We start from the raw sequence: 19966 nt of genomic DNA on the forward strand, positions 1-19966 counted from the left end.
TCGTACTGGACGTACTTGGGCGATTCGGGCGTGCGTCCAGGCGGGATGCCCGGCGTCGCGCGCCTGGCAAGATCCGCCGGACAGGCCCTAGCCGCCGCCCGACATGCGAGAACGGTCGTTCCCGTCATCGGGAACGACCGTTCTCGCGTCTCCTTACGCGCGCACCTGGGGCTGCTCCGCCTGCTCCGGCTGTCCCGGCCCGGCGGCGACCGGCCCGGCGGTGACCGGCTCGGCCGCCGTCGGCGCGGACAGCCCGCGCAGCAGCAGCCAGGCCAGCACGCCCGCGCCGAGCAGCAGGACGCCGGCCAGCAGCCCGGCGCTGTTCATGCCGTGCACGAAGGCGTCCCGGGCGCTCGCCAGCAGCGGCTGGGCGAGGTCCGGCGACAGCCCCTCCGCCGTCTCCACGGCCGCGCCCAGCGACTCCCCGGCCCGGGCGGCGACCTCCGGGGAGGCCCCGGCCGGTACGGACAGCCCGTTCGCGTAGATCGAGCCGACCACCGAGCCGACCAGCGCGATGCCGAGCGCGGTGCCCAGCTCGTACGCGGTCTCGGAGACCGCCGAGGCGGCCCCGGCCTTGTCGGCGGGCGCGGCGCTCAGCACCAGGTCGGCGCCGAGGGTGTAGACCACGCCCTCCGCGGTGCCGGTGATCAGGAAGGAGACCGCCAGCAGCAGGTAGGTGGTGTCCTGCTGGAGCCAGCCCAGCGCGCCCGCCGCCAGGCCCATCGCCAGCAGGCTGACGGTCAGCGCCTTGCGCGCGCCGAAGCGCCGGGCGATCCGGGCGGTCAGCAGACCTCCCGCCACCGAGCCGGCGAAGGCCGGCAGCTCCGCCAGGCCCGCCTGGAGCGGCTCGTAGCCGCGCACCAGCTGGAGGTACTGCGAGACCACGAAGATCACGCCGGACAGGCCGACCAGGGAGATCAGCGAGGCCGTGACGGCGGCGGTGAACCGCCGGTCGCGGAACAGCCGGACGTCCAGCAGCGGGGTCTCCAGCCGCAGCTGGCGGCGGACGAACAGGGTGAGCGCGGCGGCACCGAGCAGGAAGGTGACCGGGACGTCCCAGCGGGCCACGCCGTGCGCGGCGGCCTCCTTGATCGCGTAGACCACGCCGATCACCCCGGCCATCGACAGCCCGACGCTCAGCACGTCCCAGCGGCCCGGCTTCGGGTCCTTGGACTCCGGCAGCAGCCAGGCGCCGAGCACCAGCAGCAGGAGCAGCACCGGGATGTTCAGCAGGAACACCGAGCCCCACCAGAAGTGCTCCAGCAGCAGCCCGCCGACCACCGGCCCGAGCGCGGCACCGGCCGTGGCGGCCGCGCCCCAGATGCCGATCGCGGTGGCCCGCTCCCGGTCGTCCGGGAAGAGGCTGCGGATCAGCGACAGGGTGGAGGGCATGATCGTCGCCCCGGCGACGCCGAGCAGCGCGCGGGCCAGGATCAGCCAGCCCGGGCCCGGCGCGTACGCGGCCAGCAGGGAGGCCGCGCCGAAGGCGGCGGCACCGGTCAGCAGGAGCTTCTTGCGGCCGATCCGGTCGCTCAGGGCGCCCATGCTGACCAGCAGGCCGGCCAGCACGAAGGAGTAGGAGTCGCCGATCCACAGGAGCTGGGTGCCGCTGGGGCGCAGCGTCTCGCTGATGGACGGAATGGCGAGGGAGAGCACGGTCGCGTCGAGGGCGACCACGGTGACGGCCAGCACCAGGACGGCGAGGCCGGTCCAGCGCTGGCGGACGGTCAGGGCGGGGGTACTGCTCATGCGCCCACCTCGCTGCGCTCGGCAGACGCTTCGCTCAATGCGCTGCCCTTGATGATTCGCTCGCTTCGCTCGCTCATGGTGTATCGGTTTCCGGTTTCCGGTCCGAGGTGCTGTGGGTCGCGGCGACAGGGGTGGCGGCGACAGGGGTGGTGACAGGCGTGGCGACGGGTGCGGCGGCCTCCGGCCGGCGCAGCGCGCCGCCGAGGAACAGCTCGGCGAGCGAGAAGGCGGCGTCGCGCGGGGCGAGCCGGCCGTCCTGGATGGCCCAGCCGATCCCGGCCACCAGGTCGAAGAAGGCCTCGCTCAGCCAGGCGGCGCTCAGCTCGATCCGGAAGACGCCCTCGCGCTGCCCGCGCAGGAAGAGCGCGTGCAGCCGGTCGATCTGGACCTCCCAGAGGTCGTTGATGTCCGCGTGGTCGTAGAGCTGGTTCTCGCCGGCCAGGAAGGCGCAGAGCATGGCGTCCGGGACGGCGGCGTCCACCAGGCGGCGCAGCGCGGCCTGGGCGTCGCCCTCCTCGGTGGCGGCGGTGTCCAGGGCGGCGGCGAAGCGCTGCAGGCCCAGCAGGCCGACCTCGCGGATCAGCGCGTCGCGGCCGGGGAACAGCCGGTGCAGGGTGGCCCGGCTGATGCCCGCGCTGCGGGCGATCTCGTCCAGGTGGGCGGTGGGGCGGCGGGACAGCACGCCGACGGCGGCTTCCAGAACGGTGTCGCGGTCGGTGGCCATGCAACGAGTGTAGGCCAAGTGAGACATGGATGTCTCACTTTTACGGTGCGGATCTCATCTGCGAGGCCGGTGACCGGTCGGCGGGCAGCAAAAAACCGGGGACGGCGGGTGCCGTCCCCGGTCGGGGTGGAGCGGGCCGCACGGCCCGCGCCGCTGCGCTCAGCTCTGGTTGTAGAACCCGGTGTCGTCGATCGGCCGGTCGATCACCATCACCTCGACGTCCGCCGGGGTGAGCAGGAAGACCCGGCGGGCGATCCGCTCGATGCCGCCCTGGGTGCCGAAGATCAGCCCCGAGGCGAAGTCGACCATGCGCTTGGCCTCGGCCTCGTTCATCTCGGTGAGGTCCATCACCACCGGGATGGACGCCCGGATGTGCTCACCGACCGTGCGGGCCGCCTCGAAGCCCGTCGGCCGCAGGGAGACGATCTTCGCGGGCGCGGGGACGGCCGGCACCGTCTCCTGATCCACCCACTCGTCGTCGTACACCGCGGCCGGGTAGTTCCCGGAGGGCATCAGCCACCCGTTGTGGTGCTCGTCGCGAAGTGCTCCCATGCCGCGCCTCCCTGCCTCGTCCCGTCTGGTCCCCCGGGGGTGAGTGTCCTTCTTGACACGTCATCCACTCGACGGAACTGTCCGAGTATCGCACTGTTCACCGGTCCCGTGCCCGCTCGCGGCCCCCGTAAGAGTCGTGCCGTGCCGGAAACCCGGGCGGACCCGGGCAAAGAGAGCGACGCGGCGCAGCTCCGTACGGTTGCGCGCGTAGACCATATCGGTAGCGGTCACCGCGCAATTGACCTTCTGTCAACAATGCGGAAACGATTTCACTCGCCGGTCGAACCGTCCACCAGTTCGCGCAACAAATCCGCGTGACCGTTGTGTCGCGCGTACTCCTCGATCATGTGGACCAGGATCCAGCGGAGCGTCACCTCCTGGTCGTGGCGCGGCCGCTTGCCGACGGTGTCCAGCGGCAGACCGGCCGACGCCCGGCGGGCGGCCTCGATCTCGGCGCGCCAGGTGGCGAAGTCCGCCGCGACGTCGGCGGTGGCCACGTTGTCGAAGTCGCCGTCCGGATCCGCCTCGGTCCAGTAGTGACCGGTGGCGACCTCCGCGCCCAGCAGCACGCCCTGGAACCAGTGCCGTTCCACCTCGGCCATGTGCCGGACCAGGCCGAGCAGCGAGAGCGTGGACGGCGGGACGGAGCGCAGCCGCAGCTGGTCGTCGGTCAGGCCCGCGCATTTCAGGGCGAGCGTGCTGCGGTGGTAGTCGAGCCAGGAGGTGAGCATGGCGGCCTCGTCGGCGGCCATCGGCGGGTCGACCCGCGGGGTGAGTTCGGTCATGCCGGACATCCTGGCCGCCGACGGCCCGCCGGTGCGACCGAATTGTCGCCCGGCGGGTGGGTCGGTGGGTGGGGGAGGGCGACGGCGGCGGCCGGCGGGTGTTGGCCTTCTGTCCTGCGGCACGGGCTCGTTGGTGGATTTTCCGCCGAGATCACCCCGGGCCGTTGACCGCCGGGCCTCCCGACCGATTGGCTCGGTCGAGAGCCCGCCGCCGGGAGGGAGCCCGGCCGGGCGAGCAGAGGGGACTGAGCTCATGACACGTACCACCCGGACCACACGTACCACCCGGGGCACCCGCGACCGCCGGCTGCTGGGCGCCGGGAGCGTGCTGGCCGCCGCCGTCGCACTCGCCGTCACCGCCGCCCCCGCCCAGGCCGACCCGGCGCTGCGCGGCACCGTCCGGATCAGCACCGGGGTGAACGGCGCCGCCCCCGACGACCAGTCCTGGAGCCAGGGGGTCAGCGCGGACGGCCGCTACGCCCTGTTCACCTCCTGGGCCAAGAACCTGGTGCCCCAGCCCACCGTGGGCGGGCGCGACGCCTATCTGCGGGACCTGCGCACCGGCCGCACCGAGCGGGTCAACCTCTCCGACTCGGGCGAGGCGCTGAACGGCTGGACCGACCAGGCCGCGATCAACGCCGACGGCCGCTACGTCGCCTTCGAGAGCAACGCCGACAACGTGGTGCCCGGCATGCAGGTCAAGGGCCGCACCGAGGTGTACCTCCGGGACCGCAGGACCGGCCGCACCGAGCTGGTCAGCGGCGGGCTCACGGCCACCGACACCGACCAGTTCCACGCCTCCTACGCGCCGCAGATCAGCGCCGACGGCCGGTACGTGGTCTACGTGTCCTCCCGGACGGACCTCGACCCGACCGTGGTGGACCCCGCGCCCGGAGCCGGTGCCGGGGCCGCACCCGGGGCCGCGCCCTCGCTGGCCAGGCCGTACACCTGGAAGATCAACGTCTACCTCACCGACCGCCGGACCCACACCACCCGGCTGATCTCCCGGGACACGGCCGGCAAGCCGGGCGAGAGCACCTCCTTCCGCCCGACCATCAGCGCGAACGGGCGCACCATCGGCTTCGGCTCGCTCTCCGAGCTGCTGCCGACCGGGCCGACCCCCGCCCCGGCGGCCCCCACCGCCCCCACCGCCCGCGCCGCGGCGCCGGAGCTGTCCCTGGCCCGGCCGACCAGCGCCGTCTACTACACCTGGAACGCGGCCTCCGGGAAGCTCACGCCCGCCAGCTACGACGTCGACGGCAAGGTCGCCGACGCGGACTTCGACGCCACCGTCAGCCCGGACGGCCGGTACGCCGTCTACTCCCTGCCCGAGCCGGGCGGCTCCACCGGCGGCCACCGCTACCACACCGTGCTGCACGTCCGGGACCTGCGGACGGGCGCCGTGCGGAAGGTGAGCGGCGGCCTGCCGGGGACCACCTCGGTCGGCTCCTCCGGGCACGGCTCGATCACCGCCGACAACCGCTGGCTCTACTTCGACTCCGCCGCCGACAACCTGGTGCCGGGCCCCCAGCACCCGGGCTGGGACGTCTACCGCCAGGACCTGCGCACCGGCCGCACCGAGCGGGTCACCACCGCGCCGGACGGCTCGGCCGGCAACGGCTCCTCCAACGCCCCGTTCGTGTCCGCGGCCGGGAACACCCTGGTGTTCGAATCGACCAGCGGCAACCTGGTCGCCGGTACCGACGCCCCGGCGGCCAAGGGCTCCCAGGCCTTCGCCCGGCCGACCGGCAGCTGGTCGGACGACGGCGACGACCAGGGCGAGGACCAGGACGACTGACCGGGAGGACCGACCGGGCACCGCGGGCGGGGGCGCTCCCCGCCCGCGGCTCACCGGGCGCCCGGTCGTATTCCGGAATTCGTGCACGGAACGATGATCCGCGCGCCGGGATCGGCTCCTAGCAGTTGCCGACCTTCACGGCTCGCCAGGGCATTCCGCACGGGTCCTGGGTCGGCCCCTGCGGGCGGACGAATCCCCACAGGGTGCCGTTCTCGCACTTCTGGACCTGGGAGAGGTCCAGGCAGGCGTTGGGGTCGAAGGTCATCGCGCTCGCCTGCGGGGCGTTGACGGTGTTGACGCCCAGCAGCGGGATGGCCATGGCGGCCCCGCCGATGAGCAGGGAGACGGCCTTCGACTTCTTCGACTTCATGAATTGCTGCCTTTCCGTTCGTGCATGAACAGCCGAAAGGCATCGCCCCCCGGCCGGTCGAGAATGGCACGGGCAATTCCGTGAGATCAACAGGGTTCACAGTGGGGCAAGGGTGAGCAAAACGGACATGTGTCCGTGCACTAACTACGGAGCGAAGCGGGCTCGCCGTGGGCGGTGACGCTCCGTCATGTTGTAAATCTCATGGTTTACCGGAGAAGGGGTCAGTCGGTACGCGGACGACGGCGGGCGGCGTAGGCCCGCCAGGCGCCGACCAGGCTGCCGAGCACCAGCAGGGCGATCACCCCGGCCGAGACCAGGAAGGCCGCCGAGCCGGGCTGGTCCGCGCTGGCGGCGGCCGTCACGTAGACGGCGGTGGTCGGGACCACGCCGATCGCGGTGGCGAGCAGGAAGGGGAGGAAGCGGACCCCGGAGAAGGCGGCGCCGTAGTTCCCGGCCTGGAAGGGCAGGCCGGGGAGCAGCCGCAGCACCAGGACGCTGCGGAAGCCCTGGTCGGTGAAGCGCTGGTCGAGGGCGCCCAGCACCTTGCCGCGCAGGTACGGCCTGAGCGCCTCCCGGCCCAGGCCCCGGCCGAGGCCGAAGGCCAGGGCCGCGCCCAGGGTGGTGCCGAGGACGGCGAGCAGCACGCCCTGCTGGATGCCGAGCAGCAGGCCGGCCACGGCGTTCAGCGCGGGGCGCGGGACGAAGGCGAGCGTGCCGACGGCGTAGACCAGGGCGAACAGCGGGGCGAACCAGTAGCCGGGCAGCCGGTCCGCCAGGCCGCCGGAGAGCAGGTCCGTCGGGCTCCACAGCAGCAGCGACCCGGCGCACGCCCCCAGCAGGACCACCAGCAGGCCGAACCGCCACCAGGGCGAGCGGCCCGGGGCCCGCTCGGTGGTCCCCGCGGCCCCTGTGGCCTCGGCGGGTTCGACCGCTTCGGCGGGAGCGGCCGGAGCGGCGGAGTCGGCGGGCGTGGTCAGGGCTGCGGGCACGGGCCGAGCCTAGCCGGTCCCCGCCACGGGCCGGTCCGGGGTGCGCGGGGCGGTCCGCCGGTGGATCGGCCCGCCCGGGGCGTACCACCCCGCCTTCTTCCGGACGGCCGGGCTGCGGTCCCCGGTGCGGGCGGCCGTCAGGGCGTCGGCGGCGCGGGCGTCGGTGTGGACGAACTTGCCGACCAGCTCGGCGGCCCGCGACCGGACCCGGGGGTCCGGGTCGTCGGCGAGGTGGCGGAGGGCGGGTTCGAGGACCAGGCCCGCGCCCGGTGCGCAGGCGTCGTCCTTGCAGCGGTCGCAGGCCAGGGCGTGGAACGCGGCGATCCTGACCTCGGGGTCCGGGTCGTCGGCCATGGTGATCAGCCGGCCCATGGAGTCGGTGTCGACGAGGTGGTCCAGGAGCCGGCAGCAGCCCTCCCGGACGGCCGCGCGGTCGTCGGCCAGGCCGGCCCGGATGGCTTCGAGCGCGTCCGCCCCGCGCCGGAGCAGTTCCCGGTACGCGGCCACGGTGCGTTGTGGGTCGCCCAGGCAGGCGACCAGGGCTTCGTTGTCAGTTCTGACGAATCCGAGCACGGCCCCAGTGTCGGCCCGCAACGCCCGCCCGGGCAAAGGGATTTCGCCCCGGGGAGCGGGTCGGTGGGGTGGCGGCGCGGCGTCCGGGCCGTCGCGCCCGGCGCGGGAATCCCCGTCAGATCGTCGAGAGGTTCTTTCCGGAGGCGTTCTCCGGCGGCAGCCCGGTCACGTTCTCCCCGGCGGAGTTCGGTTCGGCCCGGCGCAGGGCGCCGGCGCTCAGCAGGAGGGCGAGGGCGAGCAGGGTGACCAGGCCGAAGGAGACGGTCAGGGAGGTGGCCTGGGCGAGGGCGCCGATGACGGCGGGGGCGATCAGGCCGGAGGTGTAGGTGACGGTGGCGACGCCCGCGATGGCCTGGCTGGGGTTGCTGCCGATCCGGCCGGCGGCCGCGAAGGCCAGCGGGACGATCACCGCGACGCCGATGCCGATCAGGGCGAAGCCCGGGACGGCCAGCGCCGGGGTGTCGGCGGCCACCACCAGGACGCCGCCCAGGGTGGCGACGGCCCCGCTCAGGCGGCTGGTGCGGACGGCGCCGAGGCGGCGGACCACCGCGTCGCCGGCCAGGCGGCTGACCGCCATGGTGAACGCGAAGGCGGTGTACGAGGCGGCGGCCACGGTGGCCGAGGCGCCGGTGACGTCCTTGAGGTAGACGCCGCTCCAGTCCATCGAGGCGCCCTCGCCGAACACCGCGCAGAAGCCGACCAGGCCGATCACCAGCGAGCTGCGCGGCGGCAGGGCGAAGCGCGGCGGGGCCTCGGAATCCGCGGGGGAGCGGAGGTCGGGCAGTCCGCGGCAGACCGGCTGGGCGAGGGCGAGCAGCACGAGGGCGGTGACGGCCAGCTGGAGCCGGGCGTCCAGGGCGAGGTGGGCGGCCAGGATGCCGAAGCCGGAGGCCACCAGGCCGCCCGCGCTCCACATCCCGTGCAGTCCGGACATGACCGAACGGCCGAGGCGCTGCTCGATCTCCACGCCCTGGGCGTTCATCGCGACGTCCGCCGTGCCGGCCGTGGCGCCGTACACCAGCAGTACCGCGCACAGGGCGGGCAGCGAGGGGGCGAGCGCGGGCAGGGTGAGGGCCAGGCACCAGAGCGAGAGCAGTCCGCGGACCGCCGCCCGGCCGCCGTAGCGGTGGACGACGCGCCCGGCCAGCGGCATCGCGAGGGAGGAGCCGATGGCGGGCATCACCAGGGCGAGGCCGAGCTGCCCGGGGGAGAGGTCCAGGCGGTCCTGGATCCACGGGATGCGGGTGACGAAGGTGCCGCCGACGGCGCCGTGCACGCCGAAGACCAGCGCGATGCTCCGGCGGGCGCGGCGTGGTTCGGAGAGTGGTTCGAGACTGGTGGCGGTCATGCTGCGGTTCCCTCCCGGTCCTGGTGGTCGATAAACTATCAGGAAGGGACCCTGATAGAAACACTCTGGAAGGATGATCCGCCATGACCACCGTGCGTACGGCCACGCCGAGCACCGCCCGGGCCATCAACGACCGGCTGGCGCTCAACCTCCTGCTCGAACAGGGCCCCCTGACCGCGACCGAGCTGCGCGACCTCACCGGCCTCTCCCGGCCGACCGTCGCCGACCTGCTCGACCGCCTCCAGCGCACCGGCCTGGTCGCCGTCGTCGGCGAACGCGGCGAACAGCGGCGCGGCCCCAATGCGAGGCTCTACGCGCTGGTCGCCTCCCGCGCCCACATCGCCGCCTTCGACGTCCGCGAGGGCGGCGTCAGCCTGGTCGTCGCCGACCTCGCCGGGCGCACCCTCGGCACCGCCGAGATCCCCGTCGAGGCCGACGGGCCCCAGGACACCGCCGCGGCGATCGTCCGCACCCTGCGGGAGACCGCGCGCGGCGCCGGCGTCGAGCGGCTGCACACCGTCGCCGTCGGCGCCCCCGGCCTGGTCGACCCCGCCACCGGCCGGCTGCACAGCACCGGCCAGCTCCCCCGCTGGCATGCCGAACTCCTCGCCGCGCTGCGGGAGTTGCCCGACACCGAGGTGATCCTGGAGAACGAGGTCAACCTGGCCGGCCGGGCCGAGTACCGGGTCGGCGCCGCCCGCGACCGCGACACCTTCGTGCTGATGTGGCTCGGCCACAGCGTCGGCGCCGCCGTCATCCTCGACGGGCGGCTGCGCCGCGGCTTCTCCGGCGGCACCGGCGAGATCTGCTTCCTGCCCGTCCCCGGCGCCACCGGACTGCCCAGCGCCGACAGCTGCGAGGGCGGCTTCCACGGCCTGGTCGGCAGCGCCGCCCTGTGCGCGCTGGCCCGCGCCCACGGGCTGCCCGTCGGCCCGGCCGACGACGCGGCCGCCGCCGAAGCCGTCGTGCGCGCCGCCCTGGCCGGCGGGGACGCGGGTGCGGCCTTCCTGGACGAGCTGGCCGAACGGATCGCGCTCGGCGCGGCCAGCGTCTGCGTGGTGCTCGACCCCGGCTGCGTGGTGCTCGGCGGCGAGATCGGCCGGGCCGGCGGCGCCGAACTGGCCCGCCGGGTGGAGCGCTGCCTCGCCCGGCTCTCCCCGCTGCGCACCGAGGTGCGGGCCGGTACGGCGGGCGGCGGCGCCGTCCTCGCCGGGGCGGTGCTCACCGCCGGGGACGCCGTACGGCGGGACCTCTTCGGCGAGCTGTAGGGGGTGTCCTGTGGATCAGGCCGGGACCGCGCTGATCCACAAGACACTTCCTGGGCCTGTTTTCCGTCCGCGTCCCCGGTACGGCAGGATGGCCGCCGGGGGGCGCGAAACCCGCCGGGGGGCGCGTACCCCGTAGCTCGAACCACCGTCAGGAGTCGTACATGGGCCAGCCCGAGGTGCCGGTCAACCCGTACCGGATCGGCGAGGCGGCCGCGCTGCTCGGTGTCAGCGCGGACACCATGCGGCGCTGGGTGGACGCCGGGAGGGTCGCCGCGGTGCGGGACGAGCACGGGCACCGGATCATCCCCGGCGCCGAACTCGCCGCCTTCGCGCGGGAGCTGGCCCGGCCGGAGAACGCCGAGGCCGAGGGGCGCCCCTCCTCGGCGCGCAACCGCTTCCCCGGGATCGTCACCGAGGTGCGGCTCGGCGACGTGGCCGCCCAGGTGGAGGTGCAGGCCGGGCCGTTCCGGGTGGTGTCGCTGATCAGCCGGGACGCGGCGGAGGAGCTGAACCTGGTCCCGGGCGCACCCGCGACTGCCGTCATCAAGTCGACCAATGTGATGATCGAACGGCGCTAGTGCCGGTCTGCTGAACGAGAGGCCCGGATGAACCACCCGAACCTGCCGACCACCCAGGCCGCCGTCCTGGCGATCGAGGCGCTCGCCGCCCGCCACGGCCGCACCGTCCGCGCCCAGCACGACATCGGCAGCGACCGGACCTTCGCCGGGCTGGTCGGCCAGGACGACGAACCGGGCGCCATCCCGCACGAGGCCCTGCTGGAGTTCGACGGCAGCCCGCACACCGCCGTCCGGCTGTTCACCCACGACGAGGCCGCCGTCACCGTGGAGGGCATCGCCTTCGACGTCCCGCGCGACAGCGTCCCGGCCTTCCTGAACTCGGTCTGGTCCGGCCTGGTGCACGTCAAGGTCCGCACCTTCCCGCCGTCCAGCACGCTGATCGTCACCGTTCCCGGGGAGTCCGGCTACCGCGAGGCCCTCGGCGTCCACGACCTCACCCCCTGGCTTTCTGGAAAGATCCGATGAGCATCCCCGCCGCCTCCGCCTCCGCCTCCGCCTCCGCCTCCGCCTCCGCCGCCGCCGTTCCCGCCCCCGCCGACCGCCGCTCGGTCCTCGCCGTCGCCCACCGCGGCGACCCGTACCGCCACCGCGAGAACACCCTGCCCTCGGTGGAGTCCGCGCTCGCCGCCGGCGCCGACGCCGTCGAGGTGGACGTCCAGCTCACCCGCGACCGGGTGCCCGTGCTGCTGCACGACACCACCCTCGAACGCCTCTGGGGCGACCCGCGCTCGATCGGCCGGGTCACCACCGAGCAGCTCGCCGAGCTGCGCCAGGGCGACCTGGCCGTCCCCACCCTCGCCGAGGCGATCAAGGCCGTCGCCGCGGCCGACGGCCCCCGGCTGCTCATCGACCTCGACGAGCCCGGCCCGGCCGCCGCCACCTGGTCCGTCGTCACCGGACAGGGCGCCGAGGACCTGGTCGCCTTCTGCGGGCCCGCCACCGCGATGCTCGCCGTCCGCGCACTCAGCCCCGACGCCGAGATCGCGCTCACCTGGAAGCAGCCGCGGATGCCCGCCCCCGCGCTGCTGCGCGACCTGCGCCCGCGTTTCCTCAACCCGCCGTTCGGCCTGGTCACCCCCGACTTCGTCCGGGCCGCCGCCGACGAGGGGCTCGCCGTCTCCACCTGGACCGCCGACCTGCGCCGCACCATGCGCCGACTGCGCGACACCGGGGCCGCCTCCATCACCACCAACCGGATCTCCGTACTGCGCTCGGTCCTGGACGGCCGCCGGTGACGGTGCCCGGCCCCCGGGTGCTCGGCCCCCGGGCCCTGGGCCGCGCCCTGCTGGCCCGCCAGCACCTGCTCGCCCGCACCGACCGGACACCCGCCGAGGTCGTCCACCACCTCGTCGGACTCCAGGCCCAGGCCGTACCGCAGCCGCCCTACCTCGGGCTGCTCTCCCGGCTCGACGGCTTCACCCCGGACGGGCTGAGCGACCTGCTCGACCGGCGGGCCGCCGTCCGGATCGCGCTCCAGCGCGGCACCATCCACCTGGTCACCGCCCAGGACTGCCTGACCCTGCGCCCGCTGCTCCAGGCCGTCCTCGACCAGGCGCTGCAGACCACCTACGGCCGACGGCTCGCCGGGCTCGACCGGGCCGCGCTCGCCGCCGAGGCCCGCACGCTGGTCGAGCGGGAGCCGCGCACCTTCCAGCAGCTCGGCACGCTGCTGGCCGCCACCCGCCCGGACCGCGACCCGGCCGCGCTGGCCCAGGCCGCGCGCTGCCTGCTGCCGCTGGTCCAGGTGCCGCCGCGCGGGCTGTGGGGGCGCAGCGGCCCGGCCGCCCACACCACTGCCGAGGCCTGGCTCGGCCGCCCGCTGGACCCGGTGCCGTCGCCGTCGCGGGATGAGCCGGACCGGCTGGACGGGCTGGTGCTGCGCTACCTGGCCGCCTTCGGCCCGGCGAGCGCGGCGGACCTGCGGAAGTGGTCCGGCCTCGGCGGCCTCGGCCCGGTGCTGCGGCGGCTCGCGCCGCAGCTGCTCACCTTCCGGGACGAGCGGGACCGGGTGCTGTACGACCTGCCCGGGGCGCCCCGGCCGGACCCGGACGTCCCGGCGCCGGTGCGGCTGGTCGCGCCCTTCGACAACCTGCTGCTCTCGCACGCCGACCGGAGCCGGGTGCTGCCGGAGCGGTACAAGGACCGGGTGATGACCCGGAACGGCCTGGTGCTCGGCACCCTGCTGGTGGACGGGCTGGTCGCCGGGACGTGGCGGTACGCGGGGCCGGCGGAGGGCGTGGTCGTCGAGCCGTTCGTCCGGCTGGCGCGGGCGGACCGCGCGGCGGCGGAGGCCGAGGCGGAGCGGGTGCTGGCCTTCGCGGGCGCGGGCGGTGGCCCGCGTGGAGCGGTGCGGATCGAGGCGGCCGGCGGGGCGTAGAACGGGCGGATCGTCAGATTCTCTGCTGAGCTGGGTCGGGTCCGGACTCGTCGCCGCCGGACCCGATGACGATCCCGGCGGAGGTGGCCGTGTCCGTGGAGCGCCCGTCCGGTGGCCCGCCCGCTGGTCCGTCCGCTGGGCCGTCCGGTGGCCCGCCCGACCACCGCAGGCCGTACCTGATGCTGCCGCCCGCCGTGCGGCAGGCGGCCGCCTGGTCGGTGGCGGTGATCCTGCTGATCACCGTGGGCTCGCTGGTGGTGTTCGCGCTGGTCGAGCTGCGGGCCGCGACCGTGCCGTTCGTCCTGGCGCTGCTGGGGGCCTCGCTGCTGTACCCGGTGGTGCCCTGGATGGTCCGGCGGGGCGTCAGCCGGGGCCTGGCGGCCGGGCTGACCTGCGTGCTGCTGGTCGCGGCGGTGGCCGGGGTGATCGTCCTGCTGGTCAACTCCCTGGTGCACAGCGCCCCGCAGATCGCCGGCTCGCTCCCGGCGGCGGGCCGCCGACTGGCCGAGTGGCTGGGGCCGTTCGGGGCGAAGGTCGAGCACGCGCTGGCCAACGCCAAGGGGGAGACCAACTCGCTGGTCTCGACGCTGACCAACGGCGTGCTGTCCGGCCTCGGCCTGCTCACCCAGTTGATCACCGGCGCGGTGCTGGCCCTGGCCCTGGTGTTCTTCTTCCTGCGGGACGGCCACCGCACCGGCGACAGCATCCGCGCCCACCTACCCGGGCGCGGCGCCGAGACGGTGGTGGCCTGCGCCGAGCGGGCCTTCGAGGCGATGGCCGGCTTCATGCGCGGCACCACCCTGATCGCCCTGATCGACGCGGGCTTCATCACCGTCGGCCTGCTCGCCCTGGGCGTCCCCGGCGCCCCGGGCCTGGGCGCGCTGGTCTTCATGGGGGCGTACATCCCCTTCGTGGGCGCCTTCCTGTCCGGCACCGTCGCGGTGCTGGTGGCCCTCGCCGACGGCGGCCTGGGCACGGCGCTGTGGGCGCTCGGGGTGGTGCTGACGGTGCAGATGATCGAGGGCAACATCCTCCAGCCGATCATCCAGAGCCGGACGGTCGAGCTGCACCCGGCGACCATCATGGTCGCCGTGGTGGCCGGCTCCGGCATCGCGGGCATCCTCGGCGCCCTGCTGGCGGTGCCGGTCTGCGCGGCGGGGATGGGCGTGATCTCGGTGCTGCGGGGGCTGGGCAGCGATCCGGGGTGAAATCGGTTGCCCGGGGCGGGACGGGCGTGCGAGCATCGCTAACGCGACAAAGGTCGCGATAGTTTGAGAGGGGCGCGGGTGGAACTGATCGATGTGGCCGAGGCGGGGGACGGGCCGTACGGGATCACGGTGGGGCCCGACGGCGGGGTGTGGTTCACGCTCATCCGCGCCGGGGAGATCGGGCGGCTGGCGCCGGACGGCTCGGTGCGACGGTTCGGGCTCGGCGCGCCGCGCTGCGCGCCGTCGGTGATCACCGCCGGCCCGGACGGCGCGCTCTGGTACGCCGAGATGAACACCGGCCGGATCGGCCGGATCACGGTGGACGGCGAGGTCTCCTCCTTCGCGCTGTCGGCGATCGGCGTCGGGCCGGGCGGGATCGTCACCGGGCCGGACGGGGCGCTCTGGTTCACCGAGGTGAACGCCGACGTGGTCGGACGGATCACCGTGGACGGGGAGGTGACGGAGTACCCGCTGCCCGTGGAGGGGGCGATGCCGGCGCACATCACCGCCGGGCCGGACGGCGCGCTGTGGTGCGCGCTCAACCAGGCCGACGCGATCGCCCGGGTGAGCACCGACGGCGACGTGACCGTCCACCGGCTGCCCACCGCGGGCACCGCGCCGGTCGGGGTCACCGCCGGCGCGGACGGCGCGCTCTGGTACGTCGGGATCGGCGGCGGACTGGTCGGGCGGATCACCGTGGACGGGGAGGTGACGGAGTACCCGCTGGCCGACCGGGGCGCCAGGCCGCACGCGATCACCGCCGGCCCGGACGGGCGGCTCTGGTTCACCGAGTGGGCCGCCGGCCGGATCGGCGTGCTCACCCCCGACGGGCGGCTGGACGGCCACGCCATCCCCGGCCGGGGCGCCGAGCCGCACGGGATCGCCGTCGACCCGGACGGCACGGTGTACGCGGCGCTGGAGCGCGGACAGCTCGCCCGGCTGAGGGGCTGAGGGGCTGAGGGGCTGAATCCGCCCGGGTCCCGCCCGGGTCCCGGCCCGGGTCCCGGTCGGGAGGTCCCGGCCGCGGCCGGGAACTCGGGCCCAGCGGCCCCGGGCGGGCGGGCCCAACGGCCCTGGGGTGCACGGGGCGTGCGTTCGGATCATGGATCGCCATCCATTCGCACGACGTTCCGAAGGAGCGCGTCCTTGAGCGCCACCCAGGCACAGGGCGACCCGACCCCACCGCCAACGCCCCTGTCGGCAGGGCCGGTTCGGCCCCGCCGACCCGGCTCGGCCGTGGTCAGGCTGCTGACCACCACCGACCACAAGACGATCGGCACCATGTACCTGGTGTCCTCGTTCGCGTTCTTCCTGATCGGCGGCATCCTCGCGCTGGTCATGCGCGCCGAACTCGCCCGGCCCGGAACGCAGATCCTCTCCAACGAGCAGTTCAACCAGGCCTTCACCATGCACGGCTCGGTGATGCTGCTGCTGTTCGCGATGCCGCTGTTCACCGGCTTCGCGAACTGGATCATGCCGCTACAACTCGGCGCCCCCGACGTGGCGTTCCCGCGCCTGAACATGCTCTCCTACTGGCTGTTCATGTTCGGCTCGCTGATCGCCGCCGCGGGCTTCGCCACCCCGCAGGGGGCCGCCGACTTCGGCTGGTTCCTCTACGCGCCGCTCTCCGACGCCGTCCACTCGCCGGGCGTCGGCTCGGACATGTGGATCATGGGCGTGACGCTCTCCGGCTTCGGCAGCATCTTCGGCGCCGTCAACTTCATCACCACGATCATCTGCATGCGCGCGCCCGGCCTGACCATGTTCCGGATGTCGATCTTCTGCTGGAACGTGCTGCTCACCTCGGTGCTGGTGCTGCTGGTCTTCCCGGTGCTGGCCGCCGCACTGCTCGCGCTGGAGTGCGACCGCAAGTTCGGCTCGCACGTCTTCGACCCGGCCAACGGCGGGGCGATGCTGTGGCAGCACCTGTTCTGGTTCTTCGGGCATCCCGAGGTGTACATCCTGGCGCTGCCCTTCTTCGGGATCGTCTCCGAGGTCATCCCGGTGTTCAGCCGCAAGCCGATGTTCGGCTACTCCGGCCTGATCGCGGCCACCATCGCGATCGCCGGGCTCTCGGTCACGGTGTGGGCGCACCACATGTACGTCACCGGGCAGGTGCTGCTGCCGTTCTTCTCCTTCATGACCTTCCTGATCGCGGTCCCAACCGGTGTGAAGTTCTTCAACTGGGTCGGCACCATGTGGAAGGGCTCGCTGAGCTTCGAGACGCCGATGCTCTGGACGGTCGGCTTCCTGGTCACCTTCCTGTTCGGCGGGCTGACGGGCGTGCTGCTCGCCGCCCCGCCGATCGACTTCCACGTCTCCGACTCGTACTTCGTCGTCGCCCACTTCCACTACACGCTGTTCGGCACGGTGGTGTACGCGATGTTCGCCGGCTTCCACTTCTGGTGGCCGAAGATGACGGGCAAGAAGCTCGACGAGCGGCTCGGCCGGATCACCTTCTGGACGCTCACCGTCGGCTTCCACGCGACCTTCCTGGTCCAGCACTGGCTCGGCGCCGAGGGCATGCCGCGCCGTTACGCCGACTACCTGGCCTCGGACGGGTTCACCACCCTGAACACCGTCTCGACCATCGGGTCGTTCCTGCTCGGCCTGTCGATCCTGCCGTTCCTCTACAACGTCTGGAAGACCGCCAAGTACGGCGAGAAGGTCACCTCGGACGACCCGTGGGGCTGGGGCCGCTCGCTGGAGTGGGCCACCTCCTGCCCGCCGCCCCGGCACAACTTCGTCAAGCTGCCCCGGATCCGCTCCGAATCCCCCGCCTTCGACCTCCACCACCCGGACATCGCGGCCCGGGACGTCCTGGTGCACAGCGGGAAGCCGGCGACGCACCTGGGCGACGTGGAGCCGGTGAAGTACGACCGGCCGCTGAGCCGGGCGGAACGGGCCCGGGCCTCGTCCCTCGACGACTGAGGCCCGGTCCACCGGGCACTCCCAGCTCCCCCGAACGCCGTCCCCGCCCGCGTCGCTGCCCCCGGGCGGGCGGGGACGGCTCCTCCTCCCACCCTCCGTCACTCCCCTTGCGACACCGGAAGGCCGGCCATGACCCACACCGTCCTCGCCATCGGCACCGCCGCGCTCACCGCGAGCGGCTGCGTCTGGTACCTGCCCGCCATCGCCGACCTCCAGGCCGGCGCCGACCGGCCCCGCTCCACCCGCACCGCGGCGGCCGCCTGCGTGCTCTGGTGGGCCGCGCTCGCGCTGGCCGGCGGACTGCTGCTCGCCTGGCCCGACTGGCGCCCCGCCGCCCAGGTCGCCCTCGCCGGGCTGGTCGGCGGCACGGTCCTACGGGTGCGGGCGCTGCGGGACCGGCGCGGGGAGCGGCGGGAGACCGCGGCCCACTGGGCGGCGCTCGACGCCGGGCCGGTGCCGCGGGGCGGCCGCCCGTCGGCCGTCGCCCTGGCGGGCTGGCTGCTGGTGGGCACCGCCGTGGCCGTGCCGGCCGCGGTGTCGATCCTGCTCACCGACGGCGGCGGGTCGGCCGCGAAGGCGGCCCTCGCGGCGGTCGGCGGGGCGGGCGTGGCGCTGGCCTTCCTGCTGGTGGGCCTGGGGAACGCCCGGCGGCAGGGCCGCTGAGCGGTCGTCCGCCGGGAGCGCTGAGCGGTCGTCGGGACCGCGCTGTCGACGACGGCGTCCGGCCCGTGCCGGAAGGGGGCGGCACGGGCCGGACGGGTCCGGTGGGATCAGTACATGGTCGGGATGTACTTGTAGCAGGGCTGGGTGTTGCTGTAGATCATGATGTCGCCGGTGATCCTGCCCACGATGCCGTCCGGGACGACGCTCGGGTTGCTGTGGCTCTGGACCGTCTGGTAGCGGACCACCAGGGCCTTGGTCTTCGGGCCCCAGATGCCGTCCTCCTGCACCCGGGCGCCCGAGTCGCCCACCACGTTGGCGACCCAGTCGTTGAGGATCGTCTGCACGCAGTGGACGGAGTTGTAGCCGTTCGGGTAGCCGTCGCCGATGTAGGAGGCGCCGGTCGAGGCCTGGGCCGGGGCGGCCAGGGCGAGGGTCACGGCCGCGGTGGCGAGGGCCAGGGTGGTCCTGAGGGCGAGCTTCGTCCGCATCACGGGGTTCCTTCTCCGATCGGCCCGGTACGGAGTCCGGGCGGGCGGTCATCAGCCAAACAGCGGGCCGGGACGTCCCACCAGCGCGGGACGTCCCGGGACGGCGGAGGGACGGGGGACGGAGCCGAGGACGGTGACGGTGACGGGCGAATGGGGCCGTTGGGCCCTGGGCCGCCGCAGGGCGGCGGGGGATGATGCGGTGGGCCCCGCCGGGAGTGTGCGGGGGTGACGAAGGTGGAAACCGCGTGATGGCGACCGAGGTGGAGGGCGTCGGGGCTTCGGCGCCGGTCCGGGTGTTCCTGCTGGACGACCACGAGGTGGTGCGCCGCGGGGTGCACGACCTGCTGGACGGCGAGCCGGACCTGGAGGTCGTCGGGGAGGCCGCGACGGCCGAGCAGGCCCTCGTCCGGGTGCCCGCGCTGCGGCCCGACGTGGCGGTGCTGGACGTCCGGCTCGGGGACGGCGACGGGGTCTCCGTCTGCCGTGAACTGCGGTCGCGGATGCCCGACCTGGCCTGTCTGATGCTGACCTCCTTCGACGACGAGGAGGCGCTGCTGGACGCCGTGATGGCGGGTGCCGCCGGGTACGTGTTGAAGCAGATCAGCGGCACCGACCTGGTCGCCGCCGTCCGTACCGTGGCCTCCGGCCGGTCGATGCTCGACCCCGGCGCGGCGACCCGGCTGCTGAACCGGCTGCGCAGCGACGCCGAGCCCGCCCGGCCGGTGACCGCCGGACCGGCGCTGACGGCGCGCGAGCAGGAGGTGCTGGCGCTGATCGGGGAGGGCCTGACCAACCGGCAGATCGGTGAGCGGCTCTACCTCGCGGAGAAGACGGTGAAGAACCACGTGTCCCGGCTGCTGGCCAAGCTCGGGGTGGAGCGGCGGGTGCAGGCGGCGTTGATCGCCACCGAGCTGCGGCAGTCGGCCGCCGCGCCGTCCTCGCCGCTGCGCTACGGCCGGGGTTGACGACCCGCCCCGGGGCTGACGACCCGCCCGGGCGGGCCCCTCGGCGGGACCATCGGCCCTCGTGACCGGGCCCGGCCCCGGGTGAGCATCGCTCGCATGAACCGCGATCACGTCCCGTCCCCCCGGCCCGCGCCGTCCGACCCCGTCCACCGCTCGAACCCGTCCGGCCCCCGCGAGCTCGACCGGAGGCGGGCGCTGCAGCTGCTGGGCCGGGCCCCCGTCGGGCGGGTCGTCTACACCGTCGACGCCCTCCCGGCCGTCCTGCCGGTGACCTTCCGGTTGGCGCCCGGCGGCGTGCTGGTCTCCGCACCCGCCGACTCCGAGCTGGCCCGGGCGGTGGACGGCGCGGTGATCGCCTTCGAGGCCGACGAGGTGGACGGCCGGGACGGCTCCGGCTGGTTCGTCACCGTCCTCGGCCGTGCCCAGGTCCGCCCGGGGACGGCGACCGCCCCGGACGTGGTCCGGATCCGGATCCGGCCGGAACTGGTGATCGGCCGCTGTTTGCTCTAGGGCCTGTCCGGCGGATCTTGGCAGATCAGCGCGCGGCGTTGGGCGCCCGGCTGGGCGTGCGCCCGAGTCGGCCTCGTACTGGACGTACTT

Annotated in this window: 21 protein-coding genes; 12 read left to right on the forward strand and 9 right to left on the reverse strand. The window is 74.3% G+C overall.

From position 1 onward, the window contains the following. Positions 1-153: 153 nt before the first annotated feature. The 4 genes from ACFXOZ_RS37800 to ACFXOZ_RS37815 all read right to left on the reverse strand — a co-directional run bounded on the left by ACFXOZ_RS37800 (position 154) and on the right by ACFXOZ_RS37815 (position 3810). Positions 154-1749, reverse strand: coding sequence for an MFS transporter (locus ACFXOZ_RS37800; RefSeq protein WP_380594484.1), 1596 nt, complete (start codon positions 1747-1749; stop codon positions 154-156). Between the two features lie 73 nt (positions 1750-1822). Further along, positions 1823-2473, reverse strand: a complete 651-nt coding sequence (locus ACFXOZ_RS37805; RefSeq protein ID WP_380524403.1) for a TetR/AcrR family transcriptional regulator — start codon at positions 2471-2473, stop codon at positions 1823-1825. A gap of 159 nt (positions 2474-2632) precedes the next feature. Then, the gene (locus ACFXOZ_RS37810; RefSeq protein WP_375886552.1) at positions 2633-3025 is read right to left on the reverse strand and encodes a cell division protein SepF; all 393 of its coding nucleotides are present in this window, start codon (positions 3023-3025) and stop codon (positions 2633-2635) included. 269 nt (positions 3026-3294) lie between these two features. After that, positions 3295-3810, reverse strand: coding sequence for a DinB family protein (locus ACFXOZ_RS37815; protein WP_375886553.1), 516 nt, complete (start codon positions 3808-3810; stop codon positions 3295-3297). A gap of 253 nt (positions 3811-4063) precedes the next feature. On the opposite strand from ACFXOZ_RS37815, the gene ACFXOZ_RS37820 reads away from it, so the two are divergent. Then, positions 4064-5608, forward strand: a complete 1545-nt coding sequence (locus ACFXOZ_RS37820; protein WP_380594487.1) for a TolB family protein — start codon at positions 4064-4066, stop codon at positions 5606-5608. Between the two features lie 118 nt (positions 5609-5726). Here the strand turns inward: ACFXOZ_RS37820 and ACFXOZ_RS37825 are convergent, their stop codons facing one another. The 4 genes from ACFXOZ_RS37825 to ACFXOZ_RS37840 form a co-directional block, all read right to left on the reverse strand. After that, on the reverse strand, positions 5727-5978 hold the full coding sequence (locus ACFXOZ_RS37825) for a hypothetical protein (RefSeq protein ID WP_375886557.1): 252 nt from the start codon (positions 5976-5978) through the stop codon (positions 5727-5729). A gap of 221 nt (positions 5979-6199) precedes the next feature. After that, on the reverse strand, positions 6200-6967 hold the full coding sequence (locus ACFXOZ_RS37830; protein ID WP_380594489.1) for a TVP38/TMEM64 family protein: 768 nt from the start codon (positions 6965-6967) through the stop codon (positions 6200-6202). Positions 6968-6976: 9 nt separating this feature from the next. Continuing rightward, complete coding sequence (locus ACFXOZ_RS37835) at positions 6977-7540, reverse strand: HEAT repeat domain-containing protein (RefSeq protein ID WP_380402986.1); 564 nt, start codon at positions 7538-7540, stop codon at positions 6977-6979. Positions 7541-7655: 115 nt separating this feature from the next. Further along, positions 7656-8888 carry an MFS transporter gene (locus ACFXOZ_RS37840; RefSeq protein WP_380594491.1) on the reverse strand — a complete coding sequence of 411 codons (1233 nt, stop codon included), beginning with the start codon at positions 8886-8888 and terminating at the stop codon, positions 7656-7658. 83 nt (positions 8889-8971) lie between these two features. Here ACFXOZ_RS37840 and ACFXOZ_RS37845 point away from each other — a divergent pair, with 83 nt between their 5' ends. The 9 genes from ACFXOZ_RS37845 (at position 8972) to ACFXOZ_RS37885 (ending at position 17913) form a co-directional block, all read left to right on the forward strand. Next, positions 8972-10156, forward strand: a complete 1185-nt coding sequence (locus ACFXOZ_RS37845; protein ID WP_380524393.1) for an ROK family transcriptional regulator — start codon at positions 8972-8974, stop codon at positions 10154-10156. A gap of 161 nt (positions 10157-10317) precedes the next feature. Next, positions 10318-10734, forward strand: coding sequence for a molybdopterin-binding protein (locus ACFXOZ_RS37850; RefSeq protein WP_375886570.1), 417 nt, complete (start codon positions 10318-10320; stop codon positions 10732-10734). A 27-nt stretch (positions 10735-10761) separates the two neighbouring features. Next, positions 10762-11199, forward strand: coding sequence for a hypothetical protein (locus ACFXOZ_RS37855; RefSeq protein ID WP_380594493.1), 438 nt, complete (start codon positions 10762-10764; stop codon positions 11197-11199). Beyond that, the gene (locus ACFXOZ_RS37860) at positions 11196-11969 is read left to right on the forward strand and encodes a glycerophosphodiester phosphodiesterase (RefSeq protein WP_380594495.1); all 774 of its coding nucleotides are present in this window, start codon (positions 11196-11198) and stop codon (positions 11967-11969) included. Before ACFXOZ_RS37855 ends, ACFXOZ_RS37860 begins: the two co-directional genes overlap by 4 nt. Beyond that, positions 11966-13111 carry a winged helix DNA-binding domain-containing protein gene (locus ACFXOZ_RS37865; RefSeq protein WP_380594497.1) on the forward strand — a complete coding sequence of 382 codons (1146 nt, stop codon included), beginning with the start codon at positions 11966-11968 and terminating at the stop codon, positions 13109-13111. Before ACFXOZ_RS37860 ends, ACFXOZ_RS37865 begins: the two co-directional genes overlap by 4 nt. Positions 13112-13290: 179 nt before the next feature. After that, a complete protein-coding gene (locus ACFXOZ_RS37870) occupies positions 13291-14319 on the forward strand; it encodes an AI-2E family transporter (protein WP_375886578.1) in 1029 nt (342 codons plus the stop codon). A gap of 78 nt (positions 14320-14397) precedes the next feature. Further along, complete coding sequence (locus tag ACFXOZ_RS37875; protein ID WP_380594499.1) at positions 14398-15270, forward strand: virginiamycin B lyase; 873 nt, start codon at positions 14398-14400, stop codon at positions 15268-15270. A gap of 330 nt (positions 15271-15600) precedes the next feature. Then, positions 15601-17250, forward strand: a complete 1650-nt coding sequence (ctaD, locus tag ACFXOZ_RS37880; RefSeq protein ID WP_380594503.1) for a cytochrome c oxidase subunit I — start codon at positions 15601-15603, stop codon at positions 17248-17250. Positions 17251-17379: 129 nt separating this feature from the next. Further along, positions 17380-17913, forward strand: coding sequence for a hypothetical protein (locus tag ACFXOZ_RS37885; RefSeq protein ID WP_380524381.1), 534 nt, complete (start codon positions 17380-17382; stop codon positions 17911-17913). A gap of 107 nt (positions 17914-18020) precedes the next feature. Here ACFXOZ_RS37885 and ACFXOZ_RS37890 read toward each other — a convergent pair whose 3' ends face one another. Continuing rightward, positions 18021-18401: a peptidoglycan-binding protein gene (locus ACFXOZ_RS37890; RefSeq protein ID WP_375886585.1), complete on the reverse strand. Its 381-nt coding sequence runs from the start codon at positions 18399-18401 to the stop codon at positions 18021-18023. 248 nt (positions 18402-18649) lie between these two features. Between ACFXOZ_RS37890 and ACFXOZ_RS37895 the strand changes: the two genes are divergently transcribed. Together ACFXOZ_RS37895 and ACFXOZ_RS37900 are read left to right on the forward strand one after the other, a co-directional pair. Further along, the gene (locus tag ACFXOZ_RS37895; RefSeq protein ID WP_375886588.1) at positions 18650-19366 is read left to right on the forward strand and encodes a response regulator; all 717 of its coding nucleotides are present in this window, start codon (positions 18650-18652) and stop codon (positions 19364-19366) included. A 96-nt stretch (positions 19367-19462) separates the two neighbouring features. Next, positions 19463-19876: a pyridoxamine 5'-phosphate oxidase family protein gene (locus tag ACFXOZ_RS37900; RefSeq protein WP_380594501.1), complete on the forward strand. Its 414-nt coding sequence runs from the start codon at positions 19463-19465 to the stop codon at positions 19874-19876. Positions 19877-19966: the final 90 nt, after the last annotated feature.

The organism is Kitasatospora sp. NPDC059160 (genome assembly GCF_042755465.1).
In the GTDB taxonomy this organism is placed as follows: Bacteria; Actinomycetota; Actinomycetes; order Streptomycetales; family Streptomycetaceae; genus Kitasatospora.

Bases quoted from the DNA above. Each gene is read 5' to 3' on its own strand.
- ACFXOZ_RS37800 (WP_380594484.1), bottom strand. From the start codon at position 1,749: ATGAGCAGTACCCCCGCCCTGACCGTCCGCCAGCGCTGGACCGGCCTC.
- ACFXOZ_RS37805 (WP_380524403.1), bottom strand. From the start codon at position 2,473: ATGGCCACCGACCGCGACACCGTTCTGGAAGCCGCCGTCGGCGTGCTG.
- ACFXOZ_RS37810 (WP_375886552.1), bottom strand. From the start codon at position 3,025: ATGGGAGCACTTCGCGACGAGCACCACAACGGGTGGCTGATGCCCTCC.
- ACFXOZ_RS37815 (WP_375886553.1), bottom strand. From the start codon at position 3,810: ATGACCGAACTCACCCCGCGGGTCGACCCGCCGATGGCCGCCGACGAG.
- ACFXOZ_RS37820 (WP_380594487.1), top strand. From the start codon at position 4,064: ATGACACGTACCACCCGGACCACACGTACCACCCGGGGCACCCGCGAC.
- ACFXOZ_RS37825 (WP_375886557.1), bottom strand. From the start codon at position 5,978: ATGAAGTCGAAGAAGTCGAAGGCCGTCTCCCTGCTCATCGGCGGGGCC.
- ACFXOZ_RS37840 (WP_380594491.1), bottom strand. From the start codon at position 8,888: ATGACCGCCACCAGTCTCGAACCACTCTCCGAACCACGCCGCGCCCGC.
- ACFXOZ_RS37845 (WP_380524393.1), top strand. From the start codon at position 8,972: ATGACCACCGTGCGTACGGCCACGCCGAGCACCGCCCGGGCCATCAAC.
- ACFXOZ_RS37850 (WP_375886570.1), top strand. From the start codon at position 10,318: ATGGGCCAGCCCGAGGTGCCGGTCAACCCGTACCGGATCGGCGAGGCG.
- ACFXOZ_RS37855 (WP_380594493.1), top strand. From the start codon at position 10,762: ATGAACCACCCGAACCTGCCGACCACCCAGGCCGCCGTCCTGGCGATC.
- ACFXOZ_RS37860 (WP_380594495.1), top strand. From the start codon at position 11,196: ATGAGCATCCCCGCCGCCTCCGCCTCCGCCTCCGCCTCCGCCTCCGCC.
- ACFXOZ_RS37870 (WP_375886578.1), top strand. From the start codon at position 13,291: ATGCTGCCGCCCGCCGTGCGGCAGGCGGCCGCCTGGTCGGTGGCGGTG.
- ctaD (WP_380594503.1), top strand. From the start codon at position 15,601: ATGTACCTGGTGTCCTCGTTCGCGTTCTTCCTGATCGGCGGCATCCTC.
- ACFXOZ_RS37885 (WP_380524381.1), top strand. From the start codon at position 17,380: ATGACCCACACCGTCCTCGCCATCGGCACCGCCGCGCTCACCGCGAGC.
- ACFXOZ_RS37890 (WP_375886585.1), bottom strand. From the start codon at position 18,401: ATGCGGACGAAGCTCGCCCTCAGGACCACCCTGGCCCTCGCCACCGCG.
- ACFXOZ_RS37895 (WP_375886588.1), top strand. From the start codon at position 18,650: ATGGCGACCGAGGTGGAGGGCGTCGGGGCTTCGGCGCCGGTCCGGGTG.
- ACFXOZ_RS37900 (WP_380594501.1), top strand. From the start codon at position 19,463: ATGAACCGCGATCACGTCCCGTCCCCCCGGCCCGCGCCGTCCGACCCC.